Here is a 25,806-nt window from a genome sequence, read left to right on the forward strand (position 1 = left end):
CATGGCGAAGATCTGGGTCTACGCCGAACTGCACCAGGGCAAGCTGCAGCCCACCTCGCTGGAACTGATGGCCCGGGCGCGCGAGCTCGGCGACGTGGAGGCGATCGCGCTGGGCGCCGGTGCCAGGGCCGCGGCCGCGACGCTGGGCAAGCACGGCGCCAAGGTCGTCCACCTGAACGAGGACCAGGCGTTCGACGATTTCATCGCCGAACCGGCGACCGACGCGCTGGCATGGCTTTACCAGCGGGGAGCTCCCGACCTCATCCTCTTCGGCTTCACCCCGGACTCACGAGAGGTGGCGGGCCGGCTCGCGGCGCGGCTGGGCGTCGGCCTCATCGCCAACGCCGGCGACGTGGCCGCGACGGATGGCGCCTTCATCGCCCAGGTGCCGTACTTCGGCGGCGCCAAGGTCGCCTCGATGCGAGCCAACAGGAAGCCCGTGATCGTGCTGGTCCGCCCCAAATCCTTCGAAGCATCGGAGGCAGGAGGCAGCGCGGACATCAAGGAGCTGGCTCTCGCCATCGGTGACAGCTCCAAGCGGGCTCGCATCACGGAGCGCGTGGTCGAAGCCTCCGAGAAGGTGAAGCTCGAGGACGCGAAGGTGGTCATCAGCGGCGGCCGTGGCATGGGCGGGCCGGCCAACTTCCCGCTGCTCGAGGACCTGGCCGACGCGCTCGGCGGCGCGGTCGGCGCCAGCCGGGCCGTGGTCGACGCCGGCTGGGTGCCCTACTCGATGCAGGTCGGCCAGACCGGCAAGTCGGTGAGGCCGGGGGTCTACATCGCCGTCGGCATCTCCGGCGCGATGCAGCACACGGTCGGGATGAAGGCGTCGAAGGTGATCATCGCCATCAACAAGGACGCCGAGGCGCCGATCATGAAGATGGCCGACCTGGGAGTCGTCGGCGACGCCCTGAAGATCGTGCCGGCTCTGACCGCGGCGCTCAAAGCCAGAAAGGGTTAGCTGCCCACCACCGATCGTCGCCGGACGCGCGCAGGGCGCACGCGGGGAGCACTCCACCCATGAACAGACAGGAAGCCGAGCAACTGCTCGCTGAGCGCATCGAGCGCCGGCGCGAGCGCGACTTCGCCGCGGCGGACGCCATGCGCGAGCGGCTGCGCGCGGGCGGATGGGATGTCGTCGATGGCGCAACCGGCAGCGAGCTCCAGGTGCTGAAGGCGCCGCCGAGCGCCGAACAACCGGCGACTCCCCGCGCCGTCACCCTGCTCACGGTCGTGCATGGCTGGAAGCCGGACGCCGAGCGATGGCTGCTGTCCGTGTTCACGCATTGCAAGGCGGATTTCGAAGCCCTGCTCGTCGACAACTCCGGCGACCCTCACATCGCGGGCTGGCTGCAGAGCCGCGCGGCGGAGCGCCTCCGGTGGATTGCGCTCGATCCGCCTCTGGGTTTCGCGACGGCGGTCAACGCGGGCATCGATGCCGCGGCCGGCGACGTCGTCATCCTCTTCGACCCTGGGGTCGAGCTCGAAGGCGATGCCGTGTCGCCGCTGGTGGAGGCGCTGGCCGATCCCACCGTGGTCGCGGCGGGACCGTTCGGCCTCCGGGGCAAGGGCACGCTCAAGGACTTCGAGGAGAGCGCGGGGCCCGATGTCGATGCGATCGAGGGCTACTGCTTTGCGTTCCGCCGCGCCGATGCGCAGGCGGTGGAGGGGTTCGACCCGAAATTTCGCTTCTACCGCATCGCGGATATCGAGTTCAGCTTCCGGCTCCGGGACCGCGGCCGGGCGCTCGCCGGGGGCGATGCGGGCCGTGCGGTCGCGCTGCCGGGGCTCCCGATTCGCAAGCACGAGCATCGCCTGTGGGAGGCGGCCGCGCCGGCGGAGCGGGAGCGGCTCTCGCGGCGGAACTTCTACCGATTCCTCGATCGGTGGCGGAAGCGGGAGGACCTGCTGGTCGGCCAATAGAATTGCCGGCGGTGGGTGACGACTACCCGGCACGGATCTCGGAGCTTCACGCGAGGCGGAGGAAAAACCTCGCGATGGGCGGAGCGGACAAGATCGCCCGACAGCACCAGCGCGGCAAGCTCACCGTGCGCGAGCGGCTCGACCTGCTTTTCGACGCGGACACTTTCGTCGAGCTCGGCCTGCTGGCGGAGCAGCAGACGGTCCGCGGCGGCGAGCCGGAGGCCGGCGCCACGCCCGCCGACGGGGTGGTCACCGGCCACGGGCTCGTCGACGGGCGCCAGGTGTGGGTCGTCGCGTACGACTTCACGGTCATGGCGGGCTCGATGGGAGCGGTCGGAGAGCAGTTCAAGGCGACCCGCGTGCGCGAGCTCGCGCTCCGATATCGCAAGCCCATCGTGTGGCTGCTCGATTCGGCTGGGGCGCGCATTCAGGAGGCCGCGGGTTCGACGTTCGCCGGCACCGGTTATCTCTTCTCCGACCAGGTGGTGATGTCGGGAGTCGTACCGCAGGTGGCGGCGATGCTCGGGCCCTGCGCCGCCGGTACCGCCTACATACCCGGGCTGGCGGACTTCGTGCCGATGGTCAAGGGCACCTCGTCGATGTCGCTCGGCGGGGCCCGGCTGGTGAAGGCGGCGACAGGGGAGGACGTCACCGACTATGACATGGGCGGCTCGCAGGTCCACTGCTACGAGTCAGGGGTCGGCGACAACGAGGTCGCCAGCGACCGCGAGTGCATCGACGAGGTGCGCCGCTTCCTGTCCTATCTGCCGTCGAGCAACACCGAAGCTCCGCCGTTTCGCGGAGGCGATGACCCCTCCGACCGGCTCGTCGAGGGGCTGGACAAGATCGTCCCCACCAACCCACGCGCCGCCTACGACGTGAGGAAGGTGATCAGGGCCGTCCTCGATCACGAATCATGGTTCGAGATCAAGCCGGCCTGGGCGAAGAACATCGTCATCGGATTCGCGCGGGCCGGCGGCAGCGCCGTGGGTGTGGTCGCGAACCAGCCGATGCATAAGGGGGGCATCCTCGACTCCGACTCGGCCGACAAGGCGGCGCGCTTCATCCGGATGTGCGACGCCTTCAACGTGCCGCTGGTCTACCTGATGGACGTGCCCGGATTCCTGGTCGGCTCGCAGGTCGAGAAGCAGGGGATCATCCGGCACGGCGCCAAGATGCTGTACGCGACCGCCGAGGCCACCGTGCCGAAGGTCACCGTCATCATGCGCAAGGCATATGGCGCCGGCTACTACGTCATGTGCGGCAAGGGCTATCAGCCGGACACGATCGTGGCGTGGCCGATGGCGGAGATCTCGGTCATGGGCCCCGAAGGCGCGGTCAACATCATCTTCAACAAGGAGATCGAAGCCGCCGCGAACCCCGAGGCGACTCGTGCCCGGATGATCGAGGCGATCCGAGCCCAGATCACCCCCTACCTCGCCGCGGGTTGGGCCATGATCGACGACGTCATCGATCCAGCCGAAACCCGCCGTGTGATCATTCGCGGCCTCGAACAGGCGCGCGACAAGAAGGTCGACCGCCCCTGGCGCAAGCACGGCAACATGCCGGTATGACGACCGCCAAGGTCATCATCACCGCGGCCCTCACCGGCGTCCTCGCGACTCGCGACCAGTGCCCCGCCATCCCGTACACGCCGCAGGAGATCGGCGAAGAGGCCAGGCGTGCTTCCGACGCTGGCGCCGCCATCGTCCACATCCATGCCCGAACCGCCCGTGGCGCGCCCGACTGGAGTGTCGAAACCTTTACCGACATCTTCGCGGAGGTCCGCGCCCGCACCGATGTGATCGTCAACTTCTCGACCGGCGCGGTCGGCATGGCCCCGGAGGAGCGCATCGCGCACATCCGCGACCTGCGTCCCGAGATGGCGGCCCTGAACATGGGCTCGATGAACTATGCGATCTATTCGGAGAAGAAGAAGACCTTCTATCACGACCATGTCTTCGCCAACCCGTTCAGGGACATCCAGTTCTTCCTGGAGGCGATGAAGAGCGCGAACGTCCGGCCTGAGCTGGAGTGCTTCGACGCCGGCCACATCGGCAACACGCGGCCGCTCATCGACATGGGCGTGCTCCAACCACCATTTCAGTTCAGCCTCATCATGGGAGTCCTCGGCGGGATCCCCGGCACGACCCGCCACCTCGTCGACCAGGTCGATTCGCTGCCGCCGGGCTCGCACTGGCAGGTGATCGGCATCGGGCTCAACCAGTGGCCGCTGGTGGCGGCCGCCATCGGCATGGGTGGCAACGTGCGGGTCGGCCTGGAAGACAACTTCTACCTGGAGGAGGGAAGGATGGCGAAGAGCAACGGTGCGCTGGTCGAGAAGGCGTCGCGCCTGGTTTCCGACCTCGGTCGCGACGTAGCGTCGAGTTCGGAGGCCAGAGCGCAGCTCGGGCTCGAGGACCGGGCGCGTGCGGGGCGCATCACCAACTCATGACGGAGGTGAAAGCGGAGCTCGTCGGCAGCGTCTGGAAGGTCACCTCCAAACCGGGCGACGCGGTCGCCGAGGATGATGTGCTGTTGATTCTCGAGTCGATGAAGATGGAGATCCCGGTGACCGCCCCGCGCGACGGGATGGTGAAGGAGATCCGGGTCAAGGAGACTGATGTGGTCAAGGAGGGCCAGGTGCTGGTCGTGCTGGAGTGAGTGACATGCCGCTGAGGGTCAAGGTCCAGGAGAGTGCCAACCAGGTGGTTTACACGGACGCGGTGCTGATCAACGGCAACCCGCTCGGCTTCGTTTTGAACTTCGGGCAGTGGGCGCCCGAGGACCCCGGACTGGTCCGCGTCTACACCCGGGTCGGGATGAGCCCGAACCACCTCAAGCTGCTGGCGCAGCTCCTGGCCCAAAACATCACCGCCTACGAAGAGAAGTTCGGGGAGATGGCCGTGGCCGAGGATCGCGCCGCGCACGGCCATCACATCGGCTTCGACACCGTGGCCCCCGAACCCCGCCCGACGCTGCCTAAGTGAAGCCGGCCCAGCTCCTGCTCGAGCACCAGCGACTGGTCGAACGGGAGCGGGCGCTTCGTGACGACATCGGCCGGGTTGAGGCGAGGCTGAGCTCGGACCCCGAAGTCGTGCAGCTCGAGGAGGCGCTCGAATCGGCGCGTTCGGCTGAGCAGGCGGTGGCCGCCAGGCTTCGCGAGTCCGATCATGCCCGCGAGGAGCACCGCGCCAAACTCCGCTCTCGCGAGAGGGAGCTGATGAGCGGGCGCATTCGCAATCCGACCGAGCTCATGCAGATGTCGGAGGAGGTGCAGCACATGAAAGCGCGCTTCGCCGCCGAAGAGGAGGAGGAGCTGCACCTGATGGAGGATGCGGAGGCGGCGGACGAGGCCCTAAGCGTGGCCACGGCGAGCCTGGAGGAAGCGCGCCGGCGCTCGGCGGCGGCGGAGCCGGCGCTGAAAGCGGAGCTCGATGGCTGGCGGGCTGAGCTGGCGGAGGTCGAAGCGGAGCGCGACCGGGTCTGGGCGCAGGTACCGCCGGCGGCGCAGGCGGCCTACTCGCGCAGCCGCATCCAACCGCCCATGGCACGTGTGGCCGGCAACCAGTGCGCCGCCTGTCACGTCACGGTCACGACCTCGGGCATGCAGACCCTGCGCAAGGGGTTGGACGACTTGGTCCACTGCGACAACTGCGGCCGCATCCTGGTGCTCTCATGAGCAAGGTCCTGCGGCTGTTCACGGACGGGGCTTCGCGAGGCAACCCGGGCCCGGCGGCCCTGGGCGTGGTCATCGAGGACGACCAGGGGATGCGGCTGCGCGGGCTCCACCGCTATCTGGGGGCCGCGACCAACAACGAGGCCGAGTACCACGCGGTGATCGAGGGGCTCAAGGCCGTGGCGGCCTGGAAGCCCGATCGGCTCGAGGTCTATCTCGACTCGAAGCTGGTGGTCGAGCAGCTGAACGGGCGCTACCGAGTCAAGAAGGCCGAGTTGCAGCCACTGCACAGGCGGGCCAAGGAGCTGCTCGACGGCTTTGCCGAAGTGGTCGTCGCCCACGTCGCAAGGGAGCGCAACCGGGGAGCCGACGCGCTCGCCAACCGCGCCCTCGACGAGCAGGTTAAGAAGCCGGCATGGCGCGGGTAGAATCATCTCGGGCCGAGGCGGACGGGTGACCGCCGACCTAATACGCGGTTGGAGGAAAGTCCGGGCTCCACAGAGCAGGGTGCTGGGTAATCCCCAGTCGGGGCGACCCGAAGGAAAGTGCCACAGAAATAACACCGCCAGGCCGAGTTAGTCTCTAGAGAGTGCGCGCCGCGCGTGCCCGGCCGGAGAGGCTCGGTCGGGTAAGGGTGAAATGGTGGGGTAAGAGCCCACCGGCGGCCGGGTGACCGGCCGGCCAGGTAAACCCCGCCCGGAGCAAGACCAAATAGGAGGGCGTTCACGGCGGCTCGCCGAGCCCTCGGGTATCGGTCGCTAGAGGTGCCGGGCAACCGGCTCCCCAGACAGATGGTCACCGTCCCGCAAGGGATACAGAACCCGGCTTACAGTCCGCCCTCGACCCACCTTTCTACATCCCTCGGCCCGCAATTTGCCCTCAGGTTGCGAGTTTTGGTGGTCAATGGGCGGTTCGTACGTACCCCTGCAGGTATGCGCGCTCGACGCTCCGCCGCGGCCTAGGTATGGGAGGTGCATGACACCGAATGGTTGACGATTGGTACAGGCGAATGCGATCTCTATTGGAGTCTCCTGCTCCAGCGGTCCTGACGACGTACCGGCAGGACGGAACCGCCCACGTCAGCCCGGTCTGGTTTCGCTGGGCCGGCGACGCTTTCGAAGTCGTGATCGCCAAGGGTGATATGAAGCTGAGCCACCTTGCGCGCGATCCGCGATGCGTCCTGGTCGTGTTCGAGACGGCTCGGCCGTTTCGCGGCATCGAGGTCCGCGGCGCAGCCGAGTTGATCGAGGGCGATGTGACCGCAGCGCGATCCGCGATCGCGGGGCGATACCTCGGCCCGGCCGCGGGGGAGCGCTTCGCTTCTGAGCGACGATCCAAGCCAGGGGTGATTCTCCGGCTGGGCGCAAACGATGCGCGCGTTTGGGACCTGTCGGCCATCATCTGAGCTCCTGGGCGATGGAGGCGCCAGGATCACGCCGTCCCGGCACCTGCCAGGATGGGTGGTCTATGGAAGAGTTGGAGGCCGAGCCCAAACGTCCGTTTGCGCCCGAGCGGCCCACCCTGCTCGAACGGAACGGAGATCGGCGGGTCGATCCCTATTACTGGCTGCGCGAGAAGGACAACCCGGAGGTCATCGCGTACCTGGAGGCCGAGAACGCCTACACCGACGCCGTCATGGCCCCGACCTCAGACCTCCAGGAGCGGCTTTATCGCGAGATCGTCGGCCGCATCCAGGAGACGGATACGTCCGCGCCAACATGCTTCAAAGGCTGGTGGAATTACACGCGCACGGTCGAGGGCCTGGACTACGAGATCTACTGCCGGCGTCGCGGATCGATGGAAGCACCGGAGCAGGTGCTGCTCGACGGCAACCAGCTGGCGCAGGGACACGACTACTTCGAGCTCGGTTTCGTCGAGCGGAGCCCGGACGAAAACCTGCTGGCGTATGCCGTCGACCACAGCGGCGCGGAGCTCCACGAGCTTCGGCTTCGTGACCTGACGCGCGGCGCCGATCTGCCCGACTTGGTCCGGGGTGTCTATTACGGGGCCGCATGGGCGGCGGACAGCAAAACGTTCTTCTACGTCAAGCCCGATGCCGCCATGCGCCCCTTCCAGGTGTGGCGGCACAGGCTCGGCACCTCAAGCGAGCAGGACGTCCTGGTGCTGCAGGAGGACGACGAGCGTTTCGAGCTTTCGGTCGAGCTGAGCAAGAGCGAGCGCTACATCATCTTCAGCAGCACGAGCCAGGTGAGCAGCGAGTGCCGGGTCCTGCGCAGCGACCAGCCGGAGGCCGAGCCGGCCATCGTCGAACCGCGACGCCAGGACGTCGAGTATTCGGTCGACCACCAGCAGGACCGATTCCTCATCCTGACCAACGACGGGGCGCGCAACTTCCGGCTCATGGCGGCGCCCGTGGCGAGCCCAGGCCGGGACTCGTGGGTCGAGGTCGTGCCGGAGCGTCCCGGCGTGCGCCTCAACTTCACCGACGTGCACATCGGGCACGTGGTCCTGGGCGAGCGCTCAGACGGAATGCAGAGGCTCGAGGTGCTCGACTGCGCGACCGCACAGACGCACATCGTCGAACAGCCCGATGCCGCCTACACCGCCTTCCCAGGCTCCAGCCCCGCATACGACAGTGCCGTGACGCGCTTCTTCTACACGTCGCTGACGGCGCCTTTCTCGGCTGTGGATTACGACATGCGCACGCGGCGGCGGACGATCGTCAAGGAGCAGCCCGTCCGTGGTGGCTACAACCGTGCTGACTATGTCACCGAGCGCCTGTGGGCGGTGGCGCCAGACGGGGTCCGGGTGCCCATGTCGGTCGTCCACAGGCGCGGCCTGCAAAAAGACGGGACGAACCCGACCCTGCTGAACGGGTATGGCGCCTACGAGCTGTCCAACGACCCGATGTTCGACCCGGTCCGGCTGGGCATGCTGGACCGCGGTTTCGTCTTTGCCACCGCCCACGTGCGGGGTGGTGGCGAGTTGGGGAGGGACTGGTACGAGGAGGGCAAGTTCCTGCACAAGACCAACACGTTCAAAGACTTCATCGCGTGCGCGGAAGAGCTGATGGCTCAGGGGTACACCAACTCCCGGCGATTGGCGATCCGAGGCCGCAGCGCCGGTGGCCTGCTCATCGGCGCCGTCCTGAATGCGCGCCCGCAGCTTTTCAGGTGCGCCGTGGCCCAGGTCCCTTTCGTCGATGCGCTGACCACCATGCTCGATGACAAGCTGCCGCTGACCGTCAATGAATTCGACGAGTGGGGAAACCCGGCCGACCCCGAGTTCTACCGCTACATGAAGAGCTATTCGCCTTACGACAACGTGCATCCGGCCGAATACCCGGCGCTGCTCGTGACGGCGGCCCTGAACGACCCGCGCGTCTCGTACTGGGAGCCGGCGAAGTGGGTGGCCAAGCTGAGAGTGGTGAACCGAGGCGAGGGCCCGGTGCTCTTGAAGACGCAGATGGGAGCGGGGCACGCGGGTCCGTCGGGGCGCTACGAGTCGTGGCGCGAGGAAGCGTTCGTCTTCGCCTTCGTCCTGAGTCAGCTCAGCCCAGATTGATTCTTGACTTCGGCGCGACCCGGGCTTAGCCTGGCGGGGACTGCACACCCATCCGGGTGTGTCCAGTCGATGGGATCCGTAGGCGCATCTCCAGCCATTAGTAAGGAGCGACCAATGTGTGGCATCGAGAAGCTGAGCTTCGCCGCCAGGGGCGAAGTCTGCCTTCTCCAGAACCGCACATTAACCCTTCACCGGTGATCGAGACCTAGAAGCAAGCAAGCACCGACAGAGGACCGTGCGGTTGTTGGGCACCGCGCGGTCCTTTCTTTTTGTATCGGAATGTTCAGGAGCGAGTCATGTCGGTAACAGCGATTGAGATTCAGGGTGTCAGGAAAGCGTTTCGGCGCCGCGAGCGCGACGCCGGCGCGCCCTGGTGGCGGCTCGGATGGAAGGACAAGGTGGCGCTCCACGAGCTCGACCTGGTCGTCGAGGCGGGGGGCGTCACCGGCATCCTCGGTCCGAACGGGAGCGGCAAGTCGACGCTGATCCGGATACTCGGCACGCTGCTCACGCCGGACGCCGGCCGCGCGCTGGTGTTCGGTTGGGACGTGGTCGCCGAGCCGTTGCCGGTGCGCCGCCACGTCAACCGGGTTTCGGTCGAGGCGGCCTTCTTCAAGGAGCTGAGCCCCTGGGAGAACATGCTCTACGCCGCGCGCCTCTACGGGGGCGGCGCCGCCGGCACGCGCCAGCGCGTGCTGGAGATACTCGAGCGGCTCGGACTGCCGCTGGACACGGTCGACCAGCCGATGAAGCAGCTCTCGCGCGGCCAGCAGCAGAAGGTGGCGATCGCGCGCAGCTTCCTGACGGCGCCATCGCTCCTCTTGATGGACGAGCCGACCACGGGTCTCGATCCTCGATCCAAGAAGGAGGTCCAGGCCCTCCTGCAGGCGCTGCGGGCGGAGCGCGAGGTCACCGTCCTGCTCTGCACGCACGACATGGACGAAGCCGCGGCGCTCTGTGACCGGGTGCTGATGATGGATGGCGGCCGGGTCCTCGCCGACGGCAGCCCGGTGGACCTGTGCCGGCGCCATGCCGGTAGCGGCGGCGCCGCCACGCTGGAGGACGTTTTCATGCACCTGACCGGCAAGCGCTTCGACACCGATGGGGAAGAGGGAGAGGGCTGATGAGCGTGGGTATACGGCACGTCGAGCTCAACGCGCTATTCGGCTTCGCCGAGCGGCAGATGCACGTCGTCAGGCGTTACTGGGTGTGGGAGGTGGTATGGCTCTTCTACAGCCTGGTCAGCGTGCTTTCGATCGGCTATCTCGCCTCGGGCCTGGGCGCGCTGGGAGCGGCAGGCGGTTCGTTCGACCTGCGCCGGGCCCAGCTCTACCTCCTGATCGGCGCGCTGTTGTGGGGATACCTGTCGCTCGTCTTCATGGAGGCGGCGTACGCGATCGCATGGGAGCGATGGGAGGGCACGATCGAATACACCTTCATGGCGCCGGTCAAACGGGTCACCCACCTCTTCGGTATCTGCCTGTTCGCCATCGGCTACGGCCTCGCGCGGACCCTCGTCGTCCTTCTGATCGCCGTGGTGATATTCAAGCTGGACTTCTCCCACGCCGACATCCTTGCCGCCCTCGCGGTGCTCGCGGCTTCGACGGTGCCTCTGATCGGGCTCAGCATCCTCACCTCGGTGCTGCCGCTGCTCTCGCCCCAGAAGGGAGAGCAGATGTCGGTCGCCCTGCAGGGCTTCTTGCTCCTGGTGTCCGGCGTCTATTACCCGCTCAGCGTGCTGCCCCTGCCGATGCAGATCGCCGGCGCCGCCAGCCCGCTCACCTATGCGCTCGCCGGGATCCGCCGCAGCCTGCTCGAAGGCGTTGACCTGCGCGACCAGCTGCCGACGATCGGGGCGCTGCTGGCCATGGGCGCGGTCATGATCCCGATCAGCATCCTGATCTTCGGCTGGGCCGAAAACCGGGCCAAACGGATGGGTTTGCTCAAGCGCAGCGGGTAAGCAATTCGTGGAGGGTCTGGGGTGCCGGTTGGCGTGGGATACAAACTAATGTTCGGGACTATCACGTTTCGGCCCACCATCTAGGCCCTCGATAGGGCCATAACACAAGATGTTGTGGCCGCCCTCCCGTAGGGGCTGAAGAGCCTCACTACATCTTGTGGTAAAGGTATTGACAGTTCCGTCTCCCATTGATACGTTTTGCGGCGAATCGCGGTGATCAGTGGGGAGAAGTGGTGAATCAAGCAAACGTGGAAGCATCCGTCGCACCCTACGTCCAAGTACGGCACGCCATACACCTCCTCTACGCCACTTCTCCCCGCAGCCGCGATGTCGACGATTCCCGTGGCCTGGCAGCCGGCTTGAGCCAGCGGTTCGACAAGTTCGGCAACCGTCTGCCGCTTGAGCTCCACGGCTGCGGCTGCGGGCTGTGCGCCCGCCAGGATCGAGCCGTCCGCCAGTATTGGCAGGCGCGATGAGTGTTCACAGGAGCGCATCGTGTTCGAGTGGACGACAAGGGGAGGCTGGCCATCCCGGCCGCCTTCCGCAAGCAGCTCCAGGAAGGGAGCTTCGTCTCGGTGAGCCAGGACAACGTCCTGGCGATCTATCCGCCGGACCTCTGGGCGGCGCTGGCACAGGAGCTGCGCAGCCCGCTGCCTGGACCGGACCATCGCGCGCTGGCGCGCACCCTCTATCCGCTCTCGGACCCGTTCGAGCCGGATGGCCAGGGCCGGATCAGCTTGCAGCCGGAGCAGCGCCGGTTGGCGGGGATCGAGACGCCGTCGACGGCAGTGGTCATCGGCACCGGTTCGCGGGTGGAGATTTGGCCCGAGGCCAGATGGGACAGCTACAGCACAGACGCACAAGGGCGGTTTACGGAATTCGCTGACAGGGTGATCTCAGGGCATTAGCTCGCACCAACCTGCACTTTTACAAGAGGTAATAGAGCTGCTCCAGCCCCGAGCGGGCGCGGTCGCGATCGACTGCACCCTCGGGCAGGCGGGTCACGCCCGCCAGATCCTGGAGAAGATCACACCAGGCGGCCGGCTGCTCGGGATCGACCGCGATCCGGCTGCCGTCCAGGCTGGACGGATGGCGCTGGCGCCATATGGGTTGGCGGCGGTCGTCGTCCACGGGCGCTTCTCCGAACTCGGCGCGATCAGCGCGCAGAACGGGTTCGAGGCGGCCGACCTGACGCTCTTCGACTTCGGCCTGTCCAGCAACCAGATCGACGCCCCCGAGCGCGGGTTCAGCTTCCGCGCCGAGGGACCGCTCGACATGCGCATGGATCCGGGCGCCACTCTCACCGCGGCGCAGATCGTCAACCATTACGACGCGCGCGAGATCGAGCGCATCGTCCGTCAGTACGGCGAGGAGCGTTGGGCTCGCCGGATCGCACAGTTCATCGTGGCGCGGCGCCCGCTCCGCACCACGCGCGATCTGGCTCAGGCGGTCGAAGCCGCCATCCCAAGGAAGGCCTGGCCGCGCGACATCCACGTGGCGACCAGGACCTTTCAAGGCCTCCGCATAGCCGTCAACGACGAGCTCGGCGAGATCGAGGCAGGACTCAGAGCAGCTCTTTCGATTCTCAAACCCGGTGGTCGTATGGCGACGATCAGCTTCCATTCCCTGGAAGACCGCTTGGTCAAGTCATTCTTCAACGTCGAGTCCAAAGACTGCATCTGCCCACCCCAGCAGCCAGTCTGCACCTGCGGCCACCGGGCCACCCTCCGCATCATCACCCGCCGACCCGTGCGGCCCTCCGAAGAGGAGGTCGCCTCCAACCCTCGCGCTCGCTCGGCGCGCCTCAGGGTGGCGGAACGGCTCTAACCCCACAAGTCCTGGTGGCCGGCCCAACCCCGCCGGCCACCAGGCACCACGCCGACGCCGTCTCCCTCGGGGAGAGGTGCGGTGAGGACCACAGAACTTGCCATCGTCCCAGCAAATCAATGAGGCACACGTCTTGACATCGACCCGGATATTGACTCGGCGCCGCCTGGGCACAGCCGGCGCGCAGCACCTCCCCGTCCGGCGGCGGCGGCGCACGCGCGGCTTCGTACAGGTGGCGAGCTCAGCTGCGGCCGATCGGCTGCGGCTGAACTCGTTCGGCCACGCCTACCTGGGCGTCGGGGCGGTGCTCATCGCCGTCTTCTTCTACCTGGCGATCGCCGCCGAGGTCACGCAATCGTCCTATGACATCGCCCGCCTTCAGGACCAGCAGCGCCAGCTCATCGCGGAGCAGGACCAGCTGCGGTACCAGGAGGTGACGCTGCACGCGCCGGCGCAGGTCGAGCAGCAGGCCGCGCAGAGCGGCATGCAGCGGGCGGTGCCGGCAACCTACGTCGCGGGGCAGCAGGTGGCGATCGACCTGGCGGCCCCGGTCGGGGCGTCCCCCGGGGATACGGCTCCGTTGTGGGAGCGGGCCGTGGCTGCCGTGGTCAACACGGTCGGCGGCACCCGCGACGTGCTGGCGGCCAGTCGGTAGTGGCGGTAGGGCTCCGGTCGAGGGGCCCCACGCGCGTCGAACGCGTGGGTTCGACTCGGCTGCGCATCTCGGCGATGCTCGTGGTGGCTCTGCTCCTGGCCGGCATGGTCTGGACGCGCCTCGCCTACTGGCAGGTGTGGCGCCACGGCCAGCTCGCGGAGCAGGCGCAGGCGCAGTACCACGAGGTCGTCGAGCTGCCCGCCGCCAGGGGCGCGATCTTCGACCGCAGCATGACCCAGCTCGTCGTCAACACGACGGTCTACTCCGCGTTCGTCTCGCCTGACCAGATCGCCTCCGGGGATAGAGAGCGCGTCGCCGGTGGTCTGGCCGCGGTTCTCGGCGTCGATCAGTCCTCCGTCATGAAGACGCTCGAGTCCGGCGCCAAGTTCGCGTACATCTCGCGCCGGTTCTCGAAGGACAAGGCGGACCGCCTCCGCGCGCTGAAGCTGCCGGGGGTCGGACTGGAGGACGAGACCCAGCGTGCGTACCTCCCAGGCATCGCGCCCGGCTCTACGCTCGCGGCCAACCTGCTGGGCTTCGTCAACTACAACGGCGAGGGCCAGTACGGCCTCGAGGCTTACTACCAGAACCAGCTGGCCGGGACGCCGGGCTACATCTCCAGCTACCGCGATCTGGCCAATCGCGAGATCGTCCTCGGCTCGCACACCCACCAGGACCCGGTCAACGGCTCGGACCTTGTGCTCTCGCTCGACGCCAACGTCCAGTACGCCGCCGAGCAGGCGCTCGCCGAAGGGGTGAAGAGGGACCGCGCCGAGAGTGGCAGCGTGCTGATCATGGATCCGTCCACGGGCGGCATCATCGCCTGGGCCGACTACCCGAGCTACGACGCCAACAATTTCAACCACACGGATGCGGCGCTGTTCAAGGACAACATCTCGAGCTACGCCTACGAGCCCGGTTCCGTGATGAAGGTGGTGACCCTGTCCGGGGCCCTCAACGCGGGCGCCATCGCCCCGGGCACGGTGATCAACGATCCCGGGTATGTGAACGTGGGCGGCTATCGCATCTACGACTGGGACCGCCGCAACCACGGCAATGTCGACTACACGTACGTGCTCGAGCACTCGCTCAACGTGGGCGCCATGAAGGCGATGCAGGCCGAGGGGCACGCGGCGTTCTACGGCAACCTGCAGGGCTTCGGCCTGACCAAGGCGAGCGGCATCGACGTCGCCGGCGAGAGCTCCATCCTGCCGCCGCCGGCGGACCAGATGGCCGACTCGCAGTACGCGACCGCCTCATTCGGCCAGGGCATCGACGTCAACATGGTCCAGATGCTGGCGGCGATCAACGTGGTCGCCAACGGGGGGCGTTACGCACCGCCGCACGTGGTCGAGCGCGTCGGCACCAGGGTCAACCCGCTGCTGCTCCAGCCGCAGCGCCAGGTCATCAGCCCCGAAACCGCGCAGCAGATGACCACGATGATGGAAGCGGTGGTGCAGCACGGCTCGGGCTGGAAGGCGCGCGTCAAGGGCTTCGAGCTCGACCAGACGGGCAAGACGGGCACGGCGCAGATCCCCGTCAACGGCCAGTACACCCAGGACGTGTGGACGTCATACGTCGGATTCCTGCCGGCGCAGCATCCGAAGTTCACGATGCTGGTCGTGGTCAGGAAGCCGCACTACCCCGGCAGCGATCGCGACTGGACGCTGAACGACGGCTACATCACGGCGGCGCCCATCTGGCAGCAGATCGCCCAGACCATGGTCGTCGACTGGCACATCACGCCCGACCCGCGCTAGGGCGCGGGTGCGATTCTACTCAGGTGCGTTTGACACTTCTCGAGATCCTCGAGGCGACCGGAGGCGGCGAGGCCGGCGGCACCCAGGTCGGTAACACGTTCTCGACGTTTCACACCGACTCGCGCGAGGTGAAGCAGGGCGGCCTGTTCTTTGCGCTGCGCGGCGCGGAGATGGACGGGCACCGGTTCACTGAGGACGCGATCGCGCGCGGCGCGGCGGCCCTGGTGGTCGAGCAAAAGGCCGAGCTTGCGTCAGGCGTCGTTCAAATCGTCGTCCCCAGCACCTGGGAGGCGCTCTACGCGCTCGCCGGTCACGTCCTGCGCCGCGTGAGGCCGCTGGTCGTCGCCGTCACCGGCAGCAACGGCAAGACCTCGACCAAGGAGATGGTCTGGGCGATCCTGGCCAAGCGTTTCAACGTCCTGCGCACGATGGGCAACCTCAACACCGAGACCGGCGTGCCGCTGACCATGCTGGGCCTCGAACCGGAGCACACCGCGCTCGTCCTGGAGATGGGCATGCAGCACGCCGGTGACATCGCGCGCCTGGCCGCCCTGGCGCGGCCCTCGGTGGGGATCATCACCAACATCGGCAGCGTGCATATGGAGTTCTTCAAGTCGCAAGAAGACCTGGCACGCGCCAAGGGCGAGCTTCTGGCCACGCTGCCGCAGGATGGGCTCGCGGTGCTCAACGCCGACGATCGGTTCTTCCCGCTGCTGGCGGACATGACCGCGGCCAGGGTCGTGAGCTTCGGCTTCGGCGGCGGCGTCTTTCGCGCGGAGGGTTATCGGACACGCACCGGCGGCGGGTCGCAGTTCTCCGTCCGCGGCGTCGATGTCCGGCTCATGCTCGACGGGCGGCACCAGGTTCGCAACGCGCTGGCGGCGCTGGCCGCCGGCGAGTTCGCCGGCGTGCCGATCGCGGAGGGGGCCGAGGCGCTGGAGCACGTCGCCGTCGAGCACCGGATGGAGGTCCTGCCGACCAAGGCAGGCTTCTCGATCATCGACGACGCGTACAACGCCAGTCCGGAATCGATGCTCGCGGCCTTCGAGGCGCTGGCCGAAAGCCCGCGCCGGGGACGCCTGCTGGCGGTGCTCGGGGAGATGGGCGAGCTCGGCGCGCTGGCGGAGGAATCGCATCGCCAGGTCGGCCGGCGCGCGGCAGAGGTTTTCGACGCGGTGTGCGTTCTCGATGGCGATAGCGGCCGGATCCTCGCCCAGTCGGCTCGAGCGGAGCTCGTGCCCGATCGACCCGCCGCGGTGGCCTGGGTGCGCCGGAACGCACGCGAGGGCGACCGCGTGCTGGTGAAGGCATCGCACGGGATCCGCCTGGACGACGTGGTCAGGCAGCTGACCGCGCCGTGAAGCAGACATGCTTCTAGACGCGATCACATTCGCCGTCGCCCTCAGTCTCTCGCTCGTCCTCTATCCCTGGATGATCCGGGCGCTGCGCGGTTGGCGATCCGGGCAGGTCATCCAGGCGGAGCTGCCCGAGAGCCACCAGAGGAAAGCGGGGACGCCCACCGGCGGCGGCATCCTGTTCGTCGTCCTCGGCATTGCGGCCGGGGTGCTCGCGTCGATCGCCGGTCACCACCCTGGAGCCCTGCCCGCCACGGGCGGGCTGGTCGCAGGCGGCCTCATCGGTTTCGCGGACGATCGCAGCAAGCTCCAGGTCGGGGCGCGGGGCATCCCCGCGCGCCTCAAATTCCCGATCCAGGCCGTGCTCGCCGTTCCCGTCGCGGTGCTGGCCCTGACCCAGGGCAGCGGGCACCAGCTCTTCCTCCCCTCGTCGCCGTGGCTGCTCTTTCCGCTCGCGGTCGTGGCGATCCTCGGCACCGCCAACGCGGTGAACCTCACCGACGGCATGGACGGGCTGGCGGGCGGCCTCTCGGCCATCGCCCTCGCGGCCCTGGTGCTGCTCATGTCCGGCGCGCCCGCCGGCGAGAAAGCGGTGGCGATGACCCTGTGCGGCGCGCTGGTCGCGTTCCTGGTTTTCAATCGCCACCCGGCGCACGTCTTCATGGGCGACACCGGCGCGCTCGCGATCGGCTACGCGCTGGCGGCGATGGCGGTGCAGCAGGGCTTTTTGGTGCTCCTGCCGCTGCTCGGTCTGGTGTTTGTGCTGGAGACGCTGTCTGTCATCATTCAGGTGGCTTACTTCAAAGCCAGCGGCGGACGCCGCGTTTTCAAGATGACCCCGATTCACTACACGTTCCACCATGAGGGTTGGTCTGAGAACCGCATCGCGCTCTCCTTCTGGGGCGCGGGGCTCATCTCGGCGCTGGCCGCGGCCGCATTCGCGCGGCTGGTCATGTGACCGTCCTCGTGGTGGGCGCGGCGCGCAGCGGCGTGGCGCTGGCCAACCACCTCGTGGGCGCGGGCGAAAAGGTCCGCGTCGCCGATCGCAAGCCCGCAGAACAGCTTGGCGAACACATCGCGCGGATGCCTCCCGGCGTGGACCTCGTGCTGGGCGGCTATGACGATGCGGTGCTGGACGGTGTCGATGCCGTCTATGCCAGTCCCGGAGTGCCCTGGGACGCCCCGCTCTTGGACCGCGCGCGCGCCCTGGGGGTGGCGGTGTCCAGCGAGATCGACCTGTTCCTCAAGCTGTGCCCCGGCTCCGTGGTCGGGATCACGGGCACCAACGGCAAGACGACGACGACGGCGCTGATCGGCGCCGTGCTGTCCGAAGGTGACCGTCCGGTGGTGGTCGGCGGCAATATCGGGGACACCGTCCTCGATCGCCTCGACGAGATCACCGCCCAGCACTGGATCGTGCTCGAGCTGTCGAGCTTCCAGCTGGAATCGGTCGACAAGCCACGCCTGCACGTCGGCGTGATCCTGAACGTCACGCCCGACCATCTCGACCGTCACGGCACTCTCGAGCGCTACATCGACCTGAAGGCTCGGGCCGTCGAGTTCGCCGGCGCCGGCGATTTCGCGGTCCTCAACGGGCGCGATGAGACCTGCCGCCGGCTGGCCGATCGCACACGCGCCCACGTGGTGTGGTTCGACCAGCACCAGCCCATCCCGCCGATGCCGCTGCCCGGGCGGCACAACCTGGAGAACGCTCTCGCGGCCGCCGCGGTGGGACGGATCGCCGGCCTGACCGACGGCGCCATCGAGGCCGCGATTCGTGCCTTCAAAGGCGTCGAGCACCGCCTCGAGCTCGTGGGCGAGTGGGCCGGTGTGCGCTGGTACAACGACTCCAAGGCCACCAACCCCGACGCGGGGCGGGTGGCGCTGAGCGCCTTCCCGGGGGCGCCGGTGGTGCTGATCGCGGGTGGCTACGGCAGCGGTTTCGAGCTGCATGACTGGGTCGCCGACGTGCTGGCCAACACCGAAGCGGTCGTGCTGGTCGGCGCCTCGGCGGACCTCCTCGCGCGTGAGCTCCGCGGCCATCCAAAGGTGGTTCGAGCCACCGGCCTCGAGGAGGCGGTTGCGGCGGCGGCGGGACTGGCGCGGCGGGGCGGCGTGGTCCTCTTCAGCCCCGCCTACAAGAGCTTCGACATGTTCCAGGACTACGAGGATCGGGGCCGGCGGTTCAAAGACCTGGTCCGCAAGAGGCACGCGCCGTGAGCTGCCGGGCGCGGACCAGATGAGCGTCGCCCGTGAGGGGCGGCAGCCCGACCGCCTGCTCCTGTTCACGACGGTGCTGCTTTGCGGCGCGGGCCTCGTCATGGTCACGAGCGCCAGCGTGGCGTTTGCCTACACGCAGCACCAGTCGGCCTTCTACTACGCAGAACGCCAGGCGGCATGGATGCTGATCGGCTTCGTGGCGCTCTTTGTGCTCAGCCGCATCGACTATCGCCGCCTGCGACCGCTGGCGCCGGCGGGCGCGGTGGCCGCGGCCCTGCTCATGCTGCTCGTGCTGGTGCCTCATCTGGGCGTCACCGTCAACGGCGCTCGCCGCTGGTTCGACGCCGGCCCGCTCGGCACGTTTCAGCCGTCCGAACTCGGCAAGCTCGCCTTCGCCGTGTTCGTCGCCCACTGGATCGATCGGAACGCGGCGCGCATCGGCGATTTTCAGAAAGCGTTCGTGCCGTTCGCCGCGATGCTCGCCGGCGTGCTGGTCCTCCTGATGCTCGAGAAGGACCTCGGCACGGCGATCGTCACGGTCGCGATCTTCCTCAGCGTGTATTGGGCGGGCGGCGGCCGCTTCCGGCATGTGGTCCTGCTGGTGGGAGCCCTCGGACTGGGGTTCATGGCGTTGACCCTGCTCGAGCCTTACCGGTTCGCCCGGCTGGCGGCGTACAAGAACCCGTTCGCCGATCCACTGGGCGCCGGATTCCAGTCGACCCAGGCGCTGTACGGCCTGGGGTCGGGCGGATTCTTCGGCGTCGGCATCGGCCACTCGGTCGAAAAGTACGGCTGGCTGCCCGAGGCGCACACCGACTTCATCTTCGCCATCGTCGGCGAGGAGACCGGCCTCGTCGGCACCACGCTGGTCATGCTCGGGTTCCTCTTCTTCGGCATTCGCGGTTACCGGGCGGCGCTGCGCGCGCCCGACCGCTTCGGTCTCGGACTGGCGGCGGCGATCACCACCTGGATCGCTTTCGAGGCCCTGTTGAACATGGCGACGGTCACCAACACGCTGCCGATCACCGGAGTGCCGCTACCGTTCTTCAGCTATGGCGGCACCGCGCTGGCGACGTCTTTAGCGGCGGTCGGCGTGTTGTTGAGCATCGCCCGTCTGGGTTCAGGCTCAGCATTAGCAGATAAAGGGAAGTCAGATGAGACTTTTGATCGCTGGCGGCGGGACCGGCGGGCACCTCTATCCGGCGCTCGCGGTCGCGCGAGCGTTTCGCGCTGAGGCACCGGACGGTGATGTGCTGCTGGTCGGCCGCAAAGGCGGCCCCGAGGAGCGGCTCGTGCCTGCCGCCGGCTTCGAGCTGGCGACGGTCAACGTGCGTGGGCTCGACCGGGACGCGGTCTGGAAGAATCTCGCCCTGCCTGTGGTCATCCCTGCCGCCCTGCGCGCCGGACTGCGCATCGTCGACCGCTTCCGGCCGGACGTGGTCCTCGGCATGGGCGGTTATGTGATGGCGCCGGCGGTCGCTGCCGCCCGCATGCGCGGCATCCCCTACGTCCTGCACGAGAAGGATGTGCGGCCCGGATTGGCGACGCGGCTCTTCGCCGGCGGCGCCGCCGCCATCTGCACGACCCTGCCGGGGACCGAGAAGCGGATCCGGCGCCGCGGGGTCATCTTGACCGGGGTGCCGCTGCGTGAGGGCTTCGAGCCGCGCACCCCGGCCGTGCCGCCGCGCTGCCTCCTGGTCACCGGCGGCAGCCAGGGTGCGCGGAAGTTGAACCTCGCGGTGTGGGCTGCCCTGCAGGACCTCTGCCGGCGATTCGATGAGGTCTATCACGTCGCGGGACACCAGGGCGCCGGCGGTGTGGCGAAGTATTCGAACGCGCACTACCACGGCCTGGCCTTCAGCGACGACATGCCGGGATTGATGGCTCGCGCCGACCTGGTCGTCAGCCGGGCGGGCGTGGGGACGATCGCGGAAGCCGCCGCCGTCGGCCTGCCGATGGTGCTCATCCCGGGCACGTTTGGCGGCGGGCACCAGGAGCCAAACGCCGCCGCCATGGTCGACGCGGGCGCCGCCATCCGCATCGGGGATTCCGAGCTGAGCGGCAAGAACCTGGTCGCGGCGATCGACGGCCTGAGTCCCGACCGCCTTCGCGCGATGGCCAAGGCGTCGGCCGCGGCGGGCAGGCGTGACGCCGCAGGCCGGGTGCTGGCGGTTTTACGTTCCGTGATCCGCAAATGAAGGTCCACCTGATGGGCGCCGGGGGCGCCGGGGTCTCGGCGCTGGCGCGTGTGTTCCTCGCGCGCGGCGACGAGGTCAGCGGGTGCGACGCGAAAGCCTCGGAGACGACCGCCGAGCTGGAGGACGCCGGCGCGCGGATCCTGGTCGGCCACGACCCCGAGCACGTGCTGTTCCAGGACCTGCTCGTCTACAGCGGCGCCATCAAGAGCTCGCCGGAGCTGGACGCGGCGCGAGCGATGGGGGTCAAGGTGCTGAGCCGCGCCGAGATGCTGGCGGAGCTCATCGGCGCCTCGGACTCGATCGCGGTCGCCGGGACGGCCGGCAAGACGACGGTGACGCACATGCTCGGCCACATCATGGTCACGGCCGGGTACGACCCGACGGTGCTGGTGGGCGACGGGGCGAGCGCGCGGGCCGGCAAGTCGGAGTGGCTGGTGGCGGAGACGGACGAGTCGGACGGCACGCTCACGCTTCACCACCCGCGACGGGCGATCGTCACCAATATCGAGCTCGACCACCCCGACCAATTCAAGGATGTCGGCGCCGTGCGCGATCTGTTCGCGAAATTCATCGCGGGGCTGCCGGCCGACGGCCTGGCGATCGTGTGCGCGGACGACGAACTGGCGCGAGGACTGAAGCCGGCGGCGCGCAGGGTGACTTACGGGTTTCGCGACGATGCGACCTATCGCTGCGAACCGGTCCGTCCATTTCCCATCCATCACGGCGCCACCGAGCTCGGGCGGGTCAACCTGCGGCAGCCCGGCCGCCACAACATCCAGAACGCGACCGCCGCCGCGGCCATGGCGCTGGAGCTCGGGATCGGATTTGCCGACGTCGCCGCAGGGCTGGAGAGCTTTCCGGGCGCCCATCGGCGCCTCGAGCTCATCGGCGCCTTCCAGGGCGCCGCGGTCTACGACGACTACGCGCACCATCCGACGAAGGTGAGGGCGACGATCGAGGCCGCGCGAGAGCTGCGGCACCGGCGGTTGATCGTGGTCTTTCAACCCCATCGCTACTCGCGACTTGCCGCTCTCATGCACGGCTTCTCGCGCGCGTTCGGCGGCGCGGACAAGGTGCTGGTCCTGGACGTTTACGGCGCGGGCGAGGAAAACACCTCGGGGGTCAGGGCCTCAGACCTCGCGCATTCCATTCGAGGGGCCTCGTACGTCGGTGACTTCCAAACCGCGAGGGAGGAGCTGGAAGGCCTGGTCGGGCCGGGCGACCTTCTGCTCCTGATGGGCGCTGGTGACATCACGAAGTTGGGCGATGAGCTGGCGCATCGCGTCTAAGCTCGCCTGGCTGCGGGCCCTGCCGGGGGTGCGAGAGGACGAGCCGCTGGCTTCGCGCACGTCTTTCGGCATCGGCGGCCCGGCTGAATTCTTCCTCGAGACACCCCGCGTGGAAGTCATCCAGAAAGCCATCGAAGGCTGCCAGGAGCGCGCGATCCCTTGCCTTCTGCTCGGCGCGGGCACGAACCTGCTCATCGCCGACAGGGGGGTCGAGGGCCTGGTCCTCAGGGTCGTCAACCGCGACCATCGCATCGACGGCACGCGGGTGCGAGCCGGGGCGGGCTTGAAGATGATGCGGCTGGCTCGAATCGTCGCCGACGCCGGCCTGCGCGGTTTCGAGTTTGCGATCGGCGTCCCGGGCACGGTCGGCGGAGCGGTCTATCAAAACGCCGGCTGCTGGGGCAGGGAGCTTCGAGAGGTCCTGGTGGAGGTGAGCGGTTTCATGCCGGGCGCGGGCGCGCAGACCTGGAGTCCGGCCGACCTCGAGCTCGGCTACCGCACATCGGCCCTGCGCAACGGCCCGCTCAAGGGCGGGCTCGTGGTCGCGGCGACGGTGCGGCTCGGGCGAGGCGATGGGGAGGAGGTGAAGCGGGTCATGGCCAAGCTCACCAAGGAGCGCAACGCAACGCAGCCGATCAAGACCAAGAACTGCGGCAGCGTGTTCAAGAATCCGCCTGGCGACTCCGCCGGCAGGCTGGTGCAGGCAGCGGGCCTGAAGGGTGCGCGGGAGGGCGCTGCCGTCATCTCGGACCTCCACGGCAACTTCATCGTCAACGAAGGTGGCGCGAGCGCGGCCGATGTGAGGCGGCTCATCGAGCACGCACGCAGCGCGGTCCGGCTGCGCTTCAACGTGGAGCTGGAGCCGGAGGTCGAGCTGGTGGGGCGCTGGAGCGGTAGGGACTTCCCCCCCGCCGGGCAATCGTGAAGCTGGCGGTCATTCGCGGCGGCCGGTCGGCGGAGCGTGAGGTATCGCTGCGCTCGGGCGCGGAGGTCGAGACCGCGTTGCGGGCCCGCGGCCATGATGTCACCGGCGTCGACCTCGACCTGAAAACGTGGGACGTGCTCCGCGACGGCGGCTTTGATTGCGTCTTCAACGCCCTGCACGGCCGCCTGGGCGAGGACGGCACGGTGCAGGGGATGCTGGAGCTGCTGGGGCTGCCTTACACGGGCTCAGGGGTGCTGGCGTCGGCGCTGTGCATGGACAAGGCCCGCGCGAGCGCGGTCATGGCCGGGGCTGGGCTGAAAATTCCGGAGCTCGAGGAGCTCGAGATCAAAGAGGGGGTCGGCGCGGGCTTGGTCGAGCGCCTGGTGGCGAAGTTCGGCCTGCCCCTGGTGGTGAAACCCGTCAGCGAAGGGTCGACGATCGGGCTCACGATCGCGAAGGACGCCGACGCCGTCGCCAGCGGGCTGGTGCTGGCGGGACGTTACGACAGGCGCGTCCTGGTCCAGCGCTTCGCGGCGGGGACGGAGATCACGATCGGCGTCCTGGCGACGCCTGCCTTACAGGTGCTGCCGACCCTGGAGATCGTCAGCGACAACCCCGTCTACGACTACGACGCCAAGTACACCGCCGGCAAATCGCATCACATCATCCCGGCGCGAATCCCGGAGGCCGCTCGAGTCGCGGCGTCCGAAGCCGCCGGGCGCGCCTTCACAGAGCTCGGGTGCGCGGGCATGGGGCGGGTCGACATCATCGTCGACGCCCAGGCCACGCCGTGGATCCTGGAGGTCAACACGGTGCCGGGCCTCACCGAGCTCTCGCTGCTGCCGGACGCGGCCCGAGCGGCGGGGATCGCGTTCGACGACCTGTGCCAGCGCCTCGTCGACCATGCGATGGGCCGCCATCAGCGCCACGTCGGGCCGGCCGCCGGATGAAGTTCCGCCGGCGCCGTTCGCTGATGCCGCGGATCGACTGGCGGCGCAGCCTCGAACCATCTGGACCGCTGAAGGGCCAGCTGTGGACGCGATCGGAGAAGGCCCTGCGCGAACCCGATGTGCGCTGGGCGTGGCGCGGGCTGGCGGTGGGGGCGGCGGTCGCCGAAGCGGCGCTGCTGGCTTGGCTGTGGTTCGGCCCGGCCCTTTCCGTGCGGGCGGTGGAGGTCGCCGGCGCGCATCACATGACCAGGGCGGAGGTGGCACGCGTCCTGGGTCTCGGCGAGGGTCGGTCGGTGCTGGCGGTGGACGGCGAGGCGGACCGGCAGCGCCTGCTGGACCAGACCTGGGTGCGGACGGCCTCCGTCGAGCCGCGGCTGCCGGGCACGATCCTGATCCAGATCAGCGAGTGGCAGCCCGTCGCGGCCTACCACGCGGGCAAGAGCAGCAAGCTCTTCCTGCTGTCGAGCCAGGCGGTCGTCCTCGGCCCGGCCTCGGCCGCCGGCGCCCTGGTCGACGTTCAGGGTCCGGGCGGAGCGGACCCGAAAGCGGGCGCCCGGCCGCTCGACCCGCTGCTGCTGACCGCCCTGGTCAACATCCAACGCGAGCTCCCGTCATTGATCGGACAGGAGGTCGGCGGGTTCACCTTCGACTCGTGCGGCGTGCTGACCCTCGAGGCCAAGCGCGGATGGAAGGTTTATTTTGGCCGCGTGCTGACCCCCGAGGAGTTCGCGTCGCTTCACGACAAGCTGGCGGCCCTGAAAGCCATCAACGGCAACGGGAACGTGGACTACAACTCGTCCGACCTGGCGTACGTCAACGTGATGAACCCCGCCGAGCCCGCGGTCGCGTACAAGTCGCGCGAGGCGGCGGCTCCTTCGCCATCACCGGGCACCACTTCGCCACCGTCACCCAGTCCCGCGGCCGTATGCAAGTAATCGTCGTCGCGATCGTTTTCGCGGTCCTGGGCGTGCTGCTCGGGCTGCTCTCTCCGGTCACGATCCCGATCACGTACGCGCGCTACACCGCCGTCGCCCTGCTGGCGGCGCTGGATTCCATCTTCGGCGCGTTCAAGGCCTACATCGCGGGCACGTTCGAACCGCGGGTGTTCTTCAGCGGCCTGCTCACCAACATGACCCTGGCCGCGAGCCTCACCTATTTCGGCGACAAGCTCGGCGTCGACCTGTCGATCGCCGCGATCGTGGCTTTCGGCGTGCGGATCTTCAACAACCTGGGAGCGATCCGCCGGCACTACCTGTAGCTGATCCGGCCATCGCTCGCCCCTGCCTGACCACAAGAGCTAGCACCGCCGCCTCTCGGACCCACAAAATCTGGTCCACAGACGCCTGGCAGCCGATATAATCCTCGGCAACCCGCCCACACATCCCCCATACGTTCCAGGAGGCATCTCAGCACAGTTTTGTCGCGGCGGAAGAAAACCGTCGGTCTCGACCTGGGCACGAGCCGGGTCGCGGTGGTGATAGCCGAGTCTGACGACCCTGGTGCTCCGGTGAGCATCATCGGCGTGGGCGGCCCACGCCGA

General features: G+C 68.2%; 26 protein-coding genes and 1 other RNA gene. All 27 read left to right on the forward strand.

What is annotated here, in order from left to right; all coding sequences use genetic code 11:
* The first annotated feature begins 1 nt into the window (after position 1).
* The 27 genes from EPN29_10275 (at position 2) to EPN29_10405 (ending at position 25,524) form a co-directional block, all read left to right on the forward strand.
* On the forward strand, positions 2–961 hold the full coding sequence (locus tag EPN29_10275; protein ID TAN32101.1) for an electron transfer flavoprotein subunit alpha/FixB family protein: 960 nt from the start codon (positions 2–4) through the stop codon (positions 959–961).
* A 59-nt stretch (positions 962–1,020) separates the two neighbouring features.
* Complete coding sequence (locus tag EPN29_10280) at positions 1,021–1,923, forward strand: glycosyltransferase (protein TAN32102.1); 903 nt, start codon at positions 1,021–1,023, stop codon at positions 1,921–1,923.
* A 74-nt stretch (positions 1,924–1,997) separates the two neighbouring features.
* A complete protein-coding gene (locus EPN29_10285; protein TAN32128.1) occupies positions 1,998–3,497 on the forward strand; it encodes an acyl-CoA carboxylase subunit beta in 1,500 nt (499 codons plus the stop codon).
* Positions 3,494–4,378: a 3-keto-5-aminohexanoate cleavage protein gene (locus tag EPN29_10290; protein TAN32103.1), complete on the forward strand. Its 885-nt coding sequence runs from the start codon at positions 3,494–3,496 to the stop codon at positions 4,376–4,378. The genes EPN29_10285 and EPN29_10290 overlap by 4 nt, the downstream gene beginning before the upstream one ends.
* Positions 4,375–4,587 carry a biotin/lipoyl-binding carrier protein gene (locus EPN29_10295; GenBank protein ID TAN32104.1) on the forward strand — a complete coding sequence of 71 codons (213 nt, stop codon included), beginning with the start codon at positions 4,375–4,377 and terminating at the stop codon, positions 4,585–4,587. The genes EPN29_10290 and EPN29_10295 overlap by 4 nt, the downstream gene beginning before the upstream one ends.
* Positions 4,584–4,913 carry a DUF3467 domain-containing protein gene (locus EPN29_10300; GenBank protein ID TAN32105.1) on the forward strand — a complete coding sequence of 110 codons (330 nt, stop codon included), beginning with the start codon at positions 4,584–4,586 and terminating at the stop codon, positions 4,911–4,913. The genes EPN29_10295 and EPN29_10300 overlap by 4 nt, the downstream gene beginning before the upstream one ends.
* Positions 4,910–5,605: a hypothetical protein gene (locus tag EPN29_10305; GenBank protein ID TAN32106.1), complete on the forward strand. Its 696-nt coding sequence runs from the start codon at positions 4,910–4,912 to the stop codon at positions 5,603–5,605. Before EPN29_10300 ends, EPN29_10305 begins: the two co-directional genes overlap by 4 nt.
* Positions 5,602–6,030, forward strand: a complete 429-nt coding sequence (locus EPN29_10310) for a ribonuclease HI family protein (GenBank protein TAN32107.1) — start codon at positions 5,602–5,604, stop codon at positions 6,028–6,030. Before EPN29_10305 ends, EPN29_10310 begins: the two co-directional genes overlap by 4 nt.
* 13 nt (positions 6,031–6,043) lie before the next feature.
* Positions 6,044–6,448: RNase P RNA component class A (gene rnpB, locus EPN29_10315), an RNA gene on the forward strand.
* Positions 6,449–6,587: 139 nt separating this feature from the next.
* Complete coding sequence (locus tag EPN29_10320; protein ID TAN32108.1) at positions 6,588–7,007, forward strand: TIGR03618 family F420-dependent PPOX class oxidoreductase; 420 nt, start codon at positions 6,588–6,590, stop codon at positions 7,005–7,007.
* Between the two features lie 62 nt (positions 7,008–7,069).
* Positions 7,070–9,127, forward strand: a complete 2,058-nt coding sequence (locus EPN29_10325) for a S9 family peptidase (GenBank protein ID TAN32109.1) — start codon at positions 7,070–7,072, stop codon at positions 9,125–9,127.
* A 296-nt stretch (positions 9,128–9,423) separates the two neighbouring features.
* On the forward strand, positions 9,424–10,251 hold the full coding sequence (locus tag EPN29_10330; protein ID TAN32110.1) for an ABC transporter ATP-binding protein: 828 nt from the start codon (positions 9,424–9,426) through the stop codon (positions 10,249–10,251).
* On the forward strand, positions 10,251–11,087 hold the full coding sequence (locus EPN29_10335; GenBank protein ID TAN32111.1) for an ABC transporter permease: 837 nt from the start codon (positions 10,251–10,253) through the stop codon (positions 11,085–11,087). The genes EPN29_10330 and EPN29_10335 overlap by 1 nt, the downstream gene beginning before the upstream one ends.
* 476 nt (positions 11,088–11,563) lie before the next feature.
* Positions 11,564–11,995: a division/cell wall cluster transcriptional repressor MraZ gene (locus EPN29_10340; GenBank protein TAN32112.1), complete on the forward strand. Its 432-nt coding sequence runs from the start codon at positions 11,564–11,566 to the stop codon at positions 11,993–11,995.
* Positions 11,991–12,914 (forward strand): 16S rRNA (cytosine(1402)-N(4))-methyltransferase RsmH, encoded by a 924-nt coding sequence (gene rsmH, locus EPN29_10345; GenBank protein ID TAN32113.1) that lies wholly within the window; start codon positions 11,991–11,993, stop codon positions 12,912–12,914. Before EPN29_10340 ends, rsmH begins: the two co-directional genes overlap by 5 nt.
* A 133-nt stretch (positions 12,915–13,047) precedes the next feature.
* Complete coding sequence (locus EPN29_10350) at positions 13,048–13,569, forward strand: hypothetical protein (GenBank protein TAN32114.1); 522 nt, start codon at positions 13,048–13,050, stop codon at positions 13,567–13,569.
* A gap of 44 nt (positions 13,570–13,613) precedes the next feature.
* A complete protein-coding gene (locus EPN29_10355; GenBank protein ID TAN32115.1) occupies positions 13,614–15,329 on the forward strand; it encodes a penicillin-binding protein 2 in 1,716 nt (571 codons plus the stop codon).
* Positions 15,134–16,690: a UDP-N-acetylmuramoyl-tripeptide--D-alanyl-D-alanine ligase gene (gene murF / locus EPN29_10360; GenBank protein TAN32116.1), complete on the forward strand. Its 1,557-nt coding sequence runs from the start codon at positions 15,134–15,136 to the stop codon at positions 16,688–16,690. The genes EPN29_10355 and murF overlap by 196 nt, the downstream gene beginning before the upstream one ends.
* A gap of 7 nt (positions 16,691–16,697) precedes the next feature.
* Positions 16,698–17,642, forward strand: coding sequence for a phospho-N-acetylmuramoyl-pentapeptide-transferase (gene mraY, locus EPN29_10365; protein ID TAN32117.1), 945 nt, complete (start codon positions 16,698–16,700; stop codon positions 17,640–17,642).
* The gene (murD, locus tag EPN29_10370) at positions 17,582–18,904 is read left to right on the forward strand and encodes a UDP-N-acetylmuramoyl-L-alanine--D-glutamate ligase (protein ID TAN32118.1); all 1,323 of its coding nucleotides are present in this window, start codon (positions 17,582–17,584) and stop codon (positions 18,902–18,904) included. Before mraY ends, murD begins: the two co-directional genes overlap by 61 nt.
* A gap of 19 nt (positions 18,905–18,923) precedes the next feature.
* Positions 18,924–20,138 carry a putative lipid II flippase FtsW gene (gene ftsW, locus EPN29_10375; GenBank protein TAN32119.1) on the forward strand — a complete coding sequence of 405 codons (1,215 nt, stop codon included), beginning with the start codon at positions 18,924–18,926 and terminating at the stop codon, positions 20,136–20,138.
* A complete protein-coding gene (locus tag EPN29_10380; protein ID TAN32120.1) occupies positions 20,059–21,102 on the forward strand; it encodes a UDP-N-acetylglucosamine--N-acetylmuramyl-(pentapeptide) pyrophosphoryl-undecaprenol N-acetylglucosamine transferase in 1,044 nt (347 codons plus the stop codon). The genes ftsW and EPN29_10380 overlap by 80 nt, the downstream gene beginning before the upstream one ends.
* The gene (murC, locus tag EPN29_10385; protein ID TAN32121.1) at positions 21,099–22,391 is read left to right on the forward strand and encodes a UDP-N-acetylmuramate--L-alanine ligase; all 1,293 of its coding nucleotides are present in this window, start codon (positions 21,099–21,101) and stop codon (positions 22,389–22,391) included. The genes EPN29_10380 and murC overlap by 4 nt, the downstream gene beginning before the upstream one ends.
* On the forward strand, positions 22,369–23,316 hold the full coding sequence (gene murB / locus EPN29_10390; GenBank protein ID TAN32122.1) for a UDP-N-acetylmuramate dehydrogenase: 948 nt from the start codon (positions 22,369–22,371) through the stop codon (positions 23,314–23,316). Before murC ends, murB begins: the two co-directional genes overlap by 23 nt.
* Complete coding sequence (locus EPN29_10395; protein TAN32123.1) at positions 23,310–24,266, forward strand: D-alanine--D-alanine ligase; 957 nt, start codon at positions 23,310–23,312, stop codon at positions 24,264–24,266. Before murB ends, EPN29_10395 begins: the two co-directional genes overlap by 7 nt.
* On the forward strand, positions 24,263–25,201 hold the full coding sequence (locus EPN29_10400; protein ID TAN32124.1) for an FtsQ-type POTRA domain-containing protein: 939 nt from the start codon (positions 24,263–24,265) through the stop codon (positions 25,199–25,201). The genes EPN29_10395 and EPN29_10400 overlap by 4 nt, the downstream gene beginning before the upstream one ends.
* Entirely contained in the window at positions 25,201–25,524 is a 324-nt protein-coding gene (locus EPN29_10405; GenBank protein ID TAN32129.1) for a DUF1290 domain-containing protein, read from the forward strand. The genes EPN29_10400 and EPN29_10405 overlap by 1 nt, the downstream gene beginning before the upstream one ends.
* Positions 25,525–25,806: the final 282 nt, after the last annotated feature.

The sequence above is a fragment of the bacterium genome, assembly GCA_004299235.1.
Taxonomy (GTDB): domain Bacteria; phylum Chloroflexota; class Dormibacteria; order Dormibacterales; family Dormibacteraceae; genus SCQL01.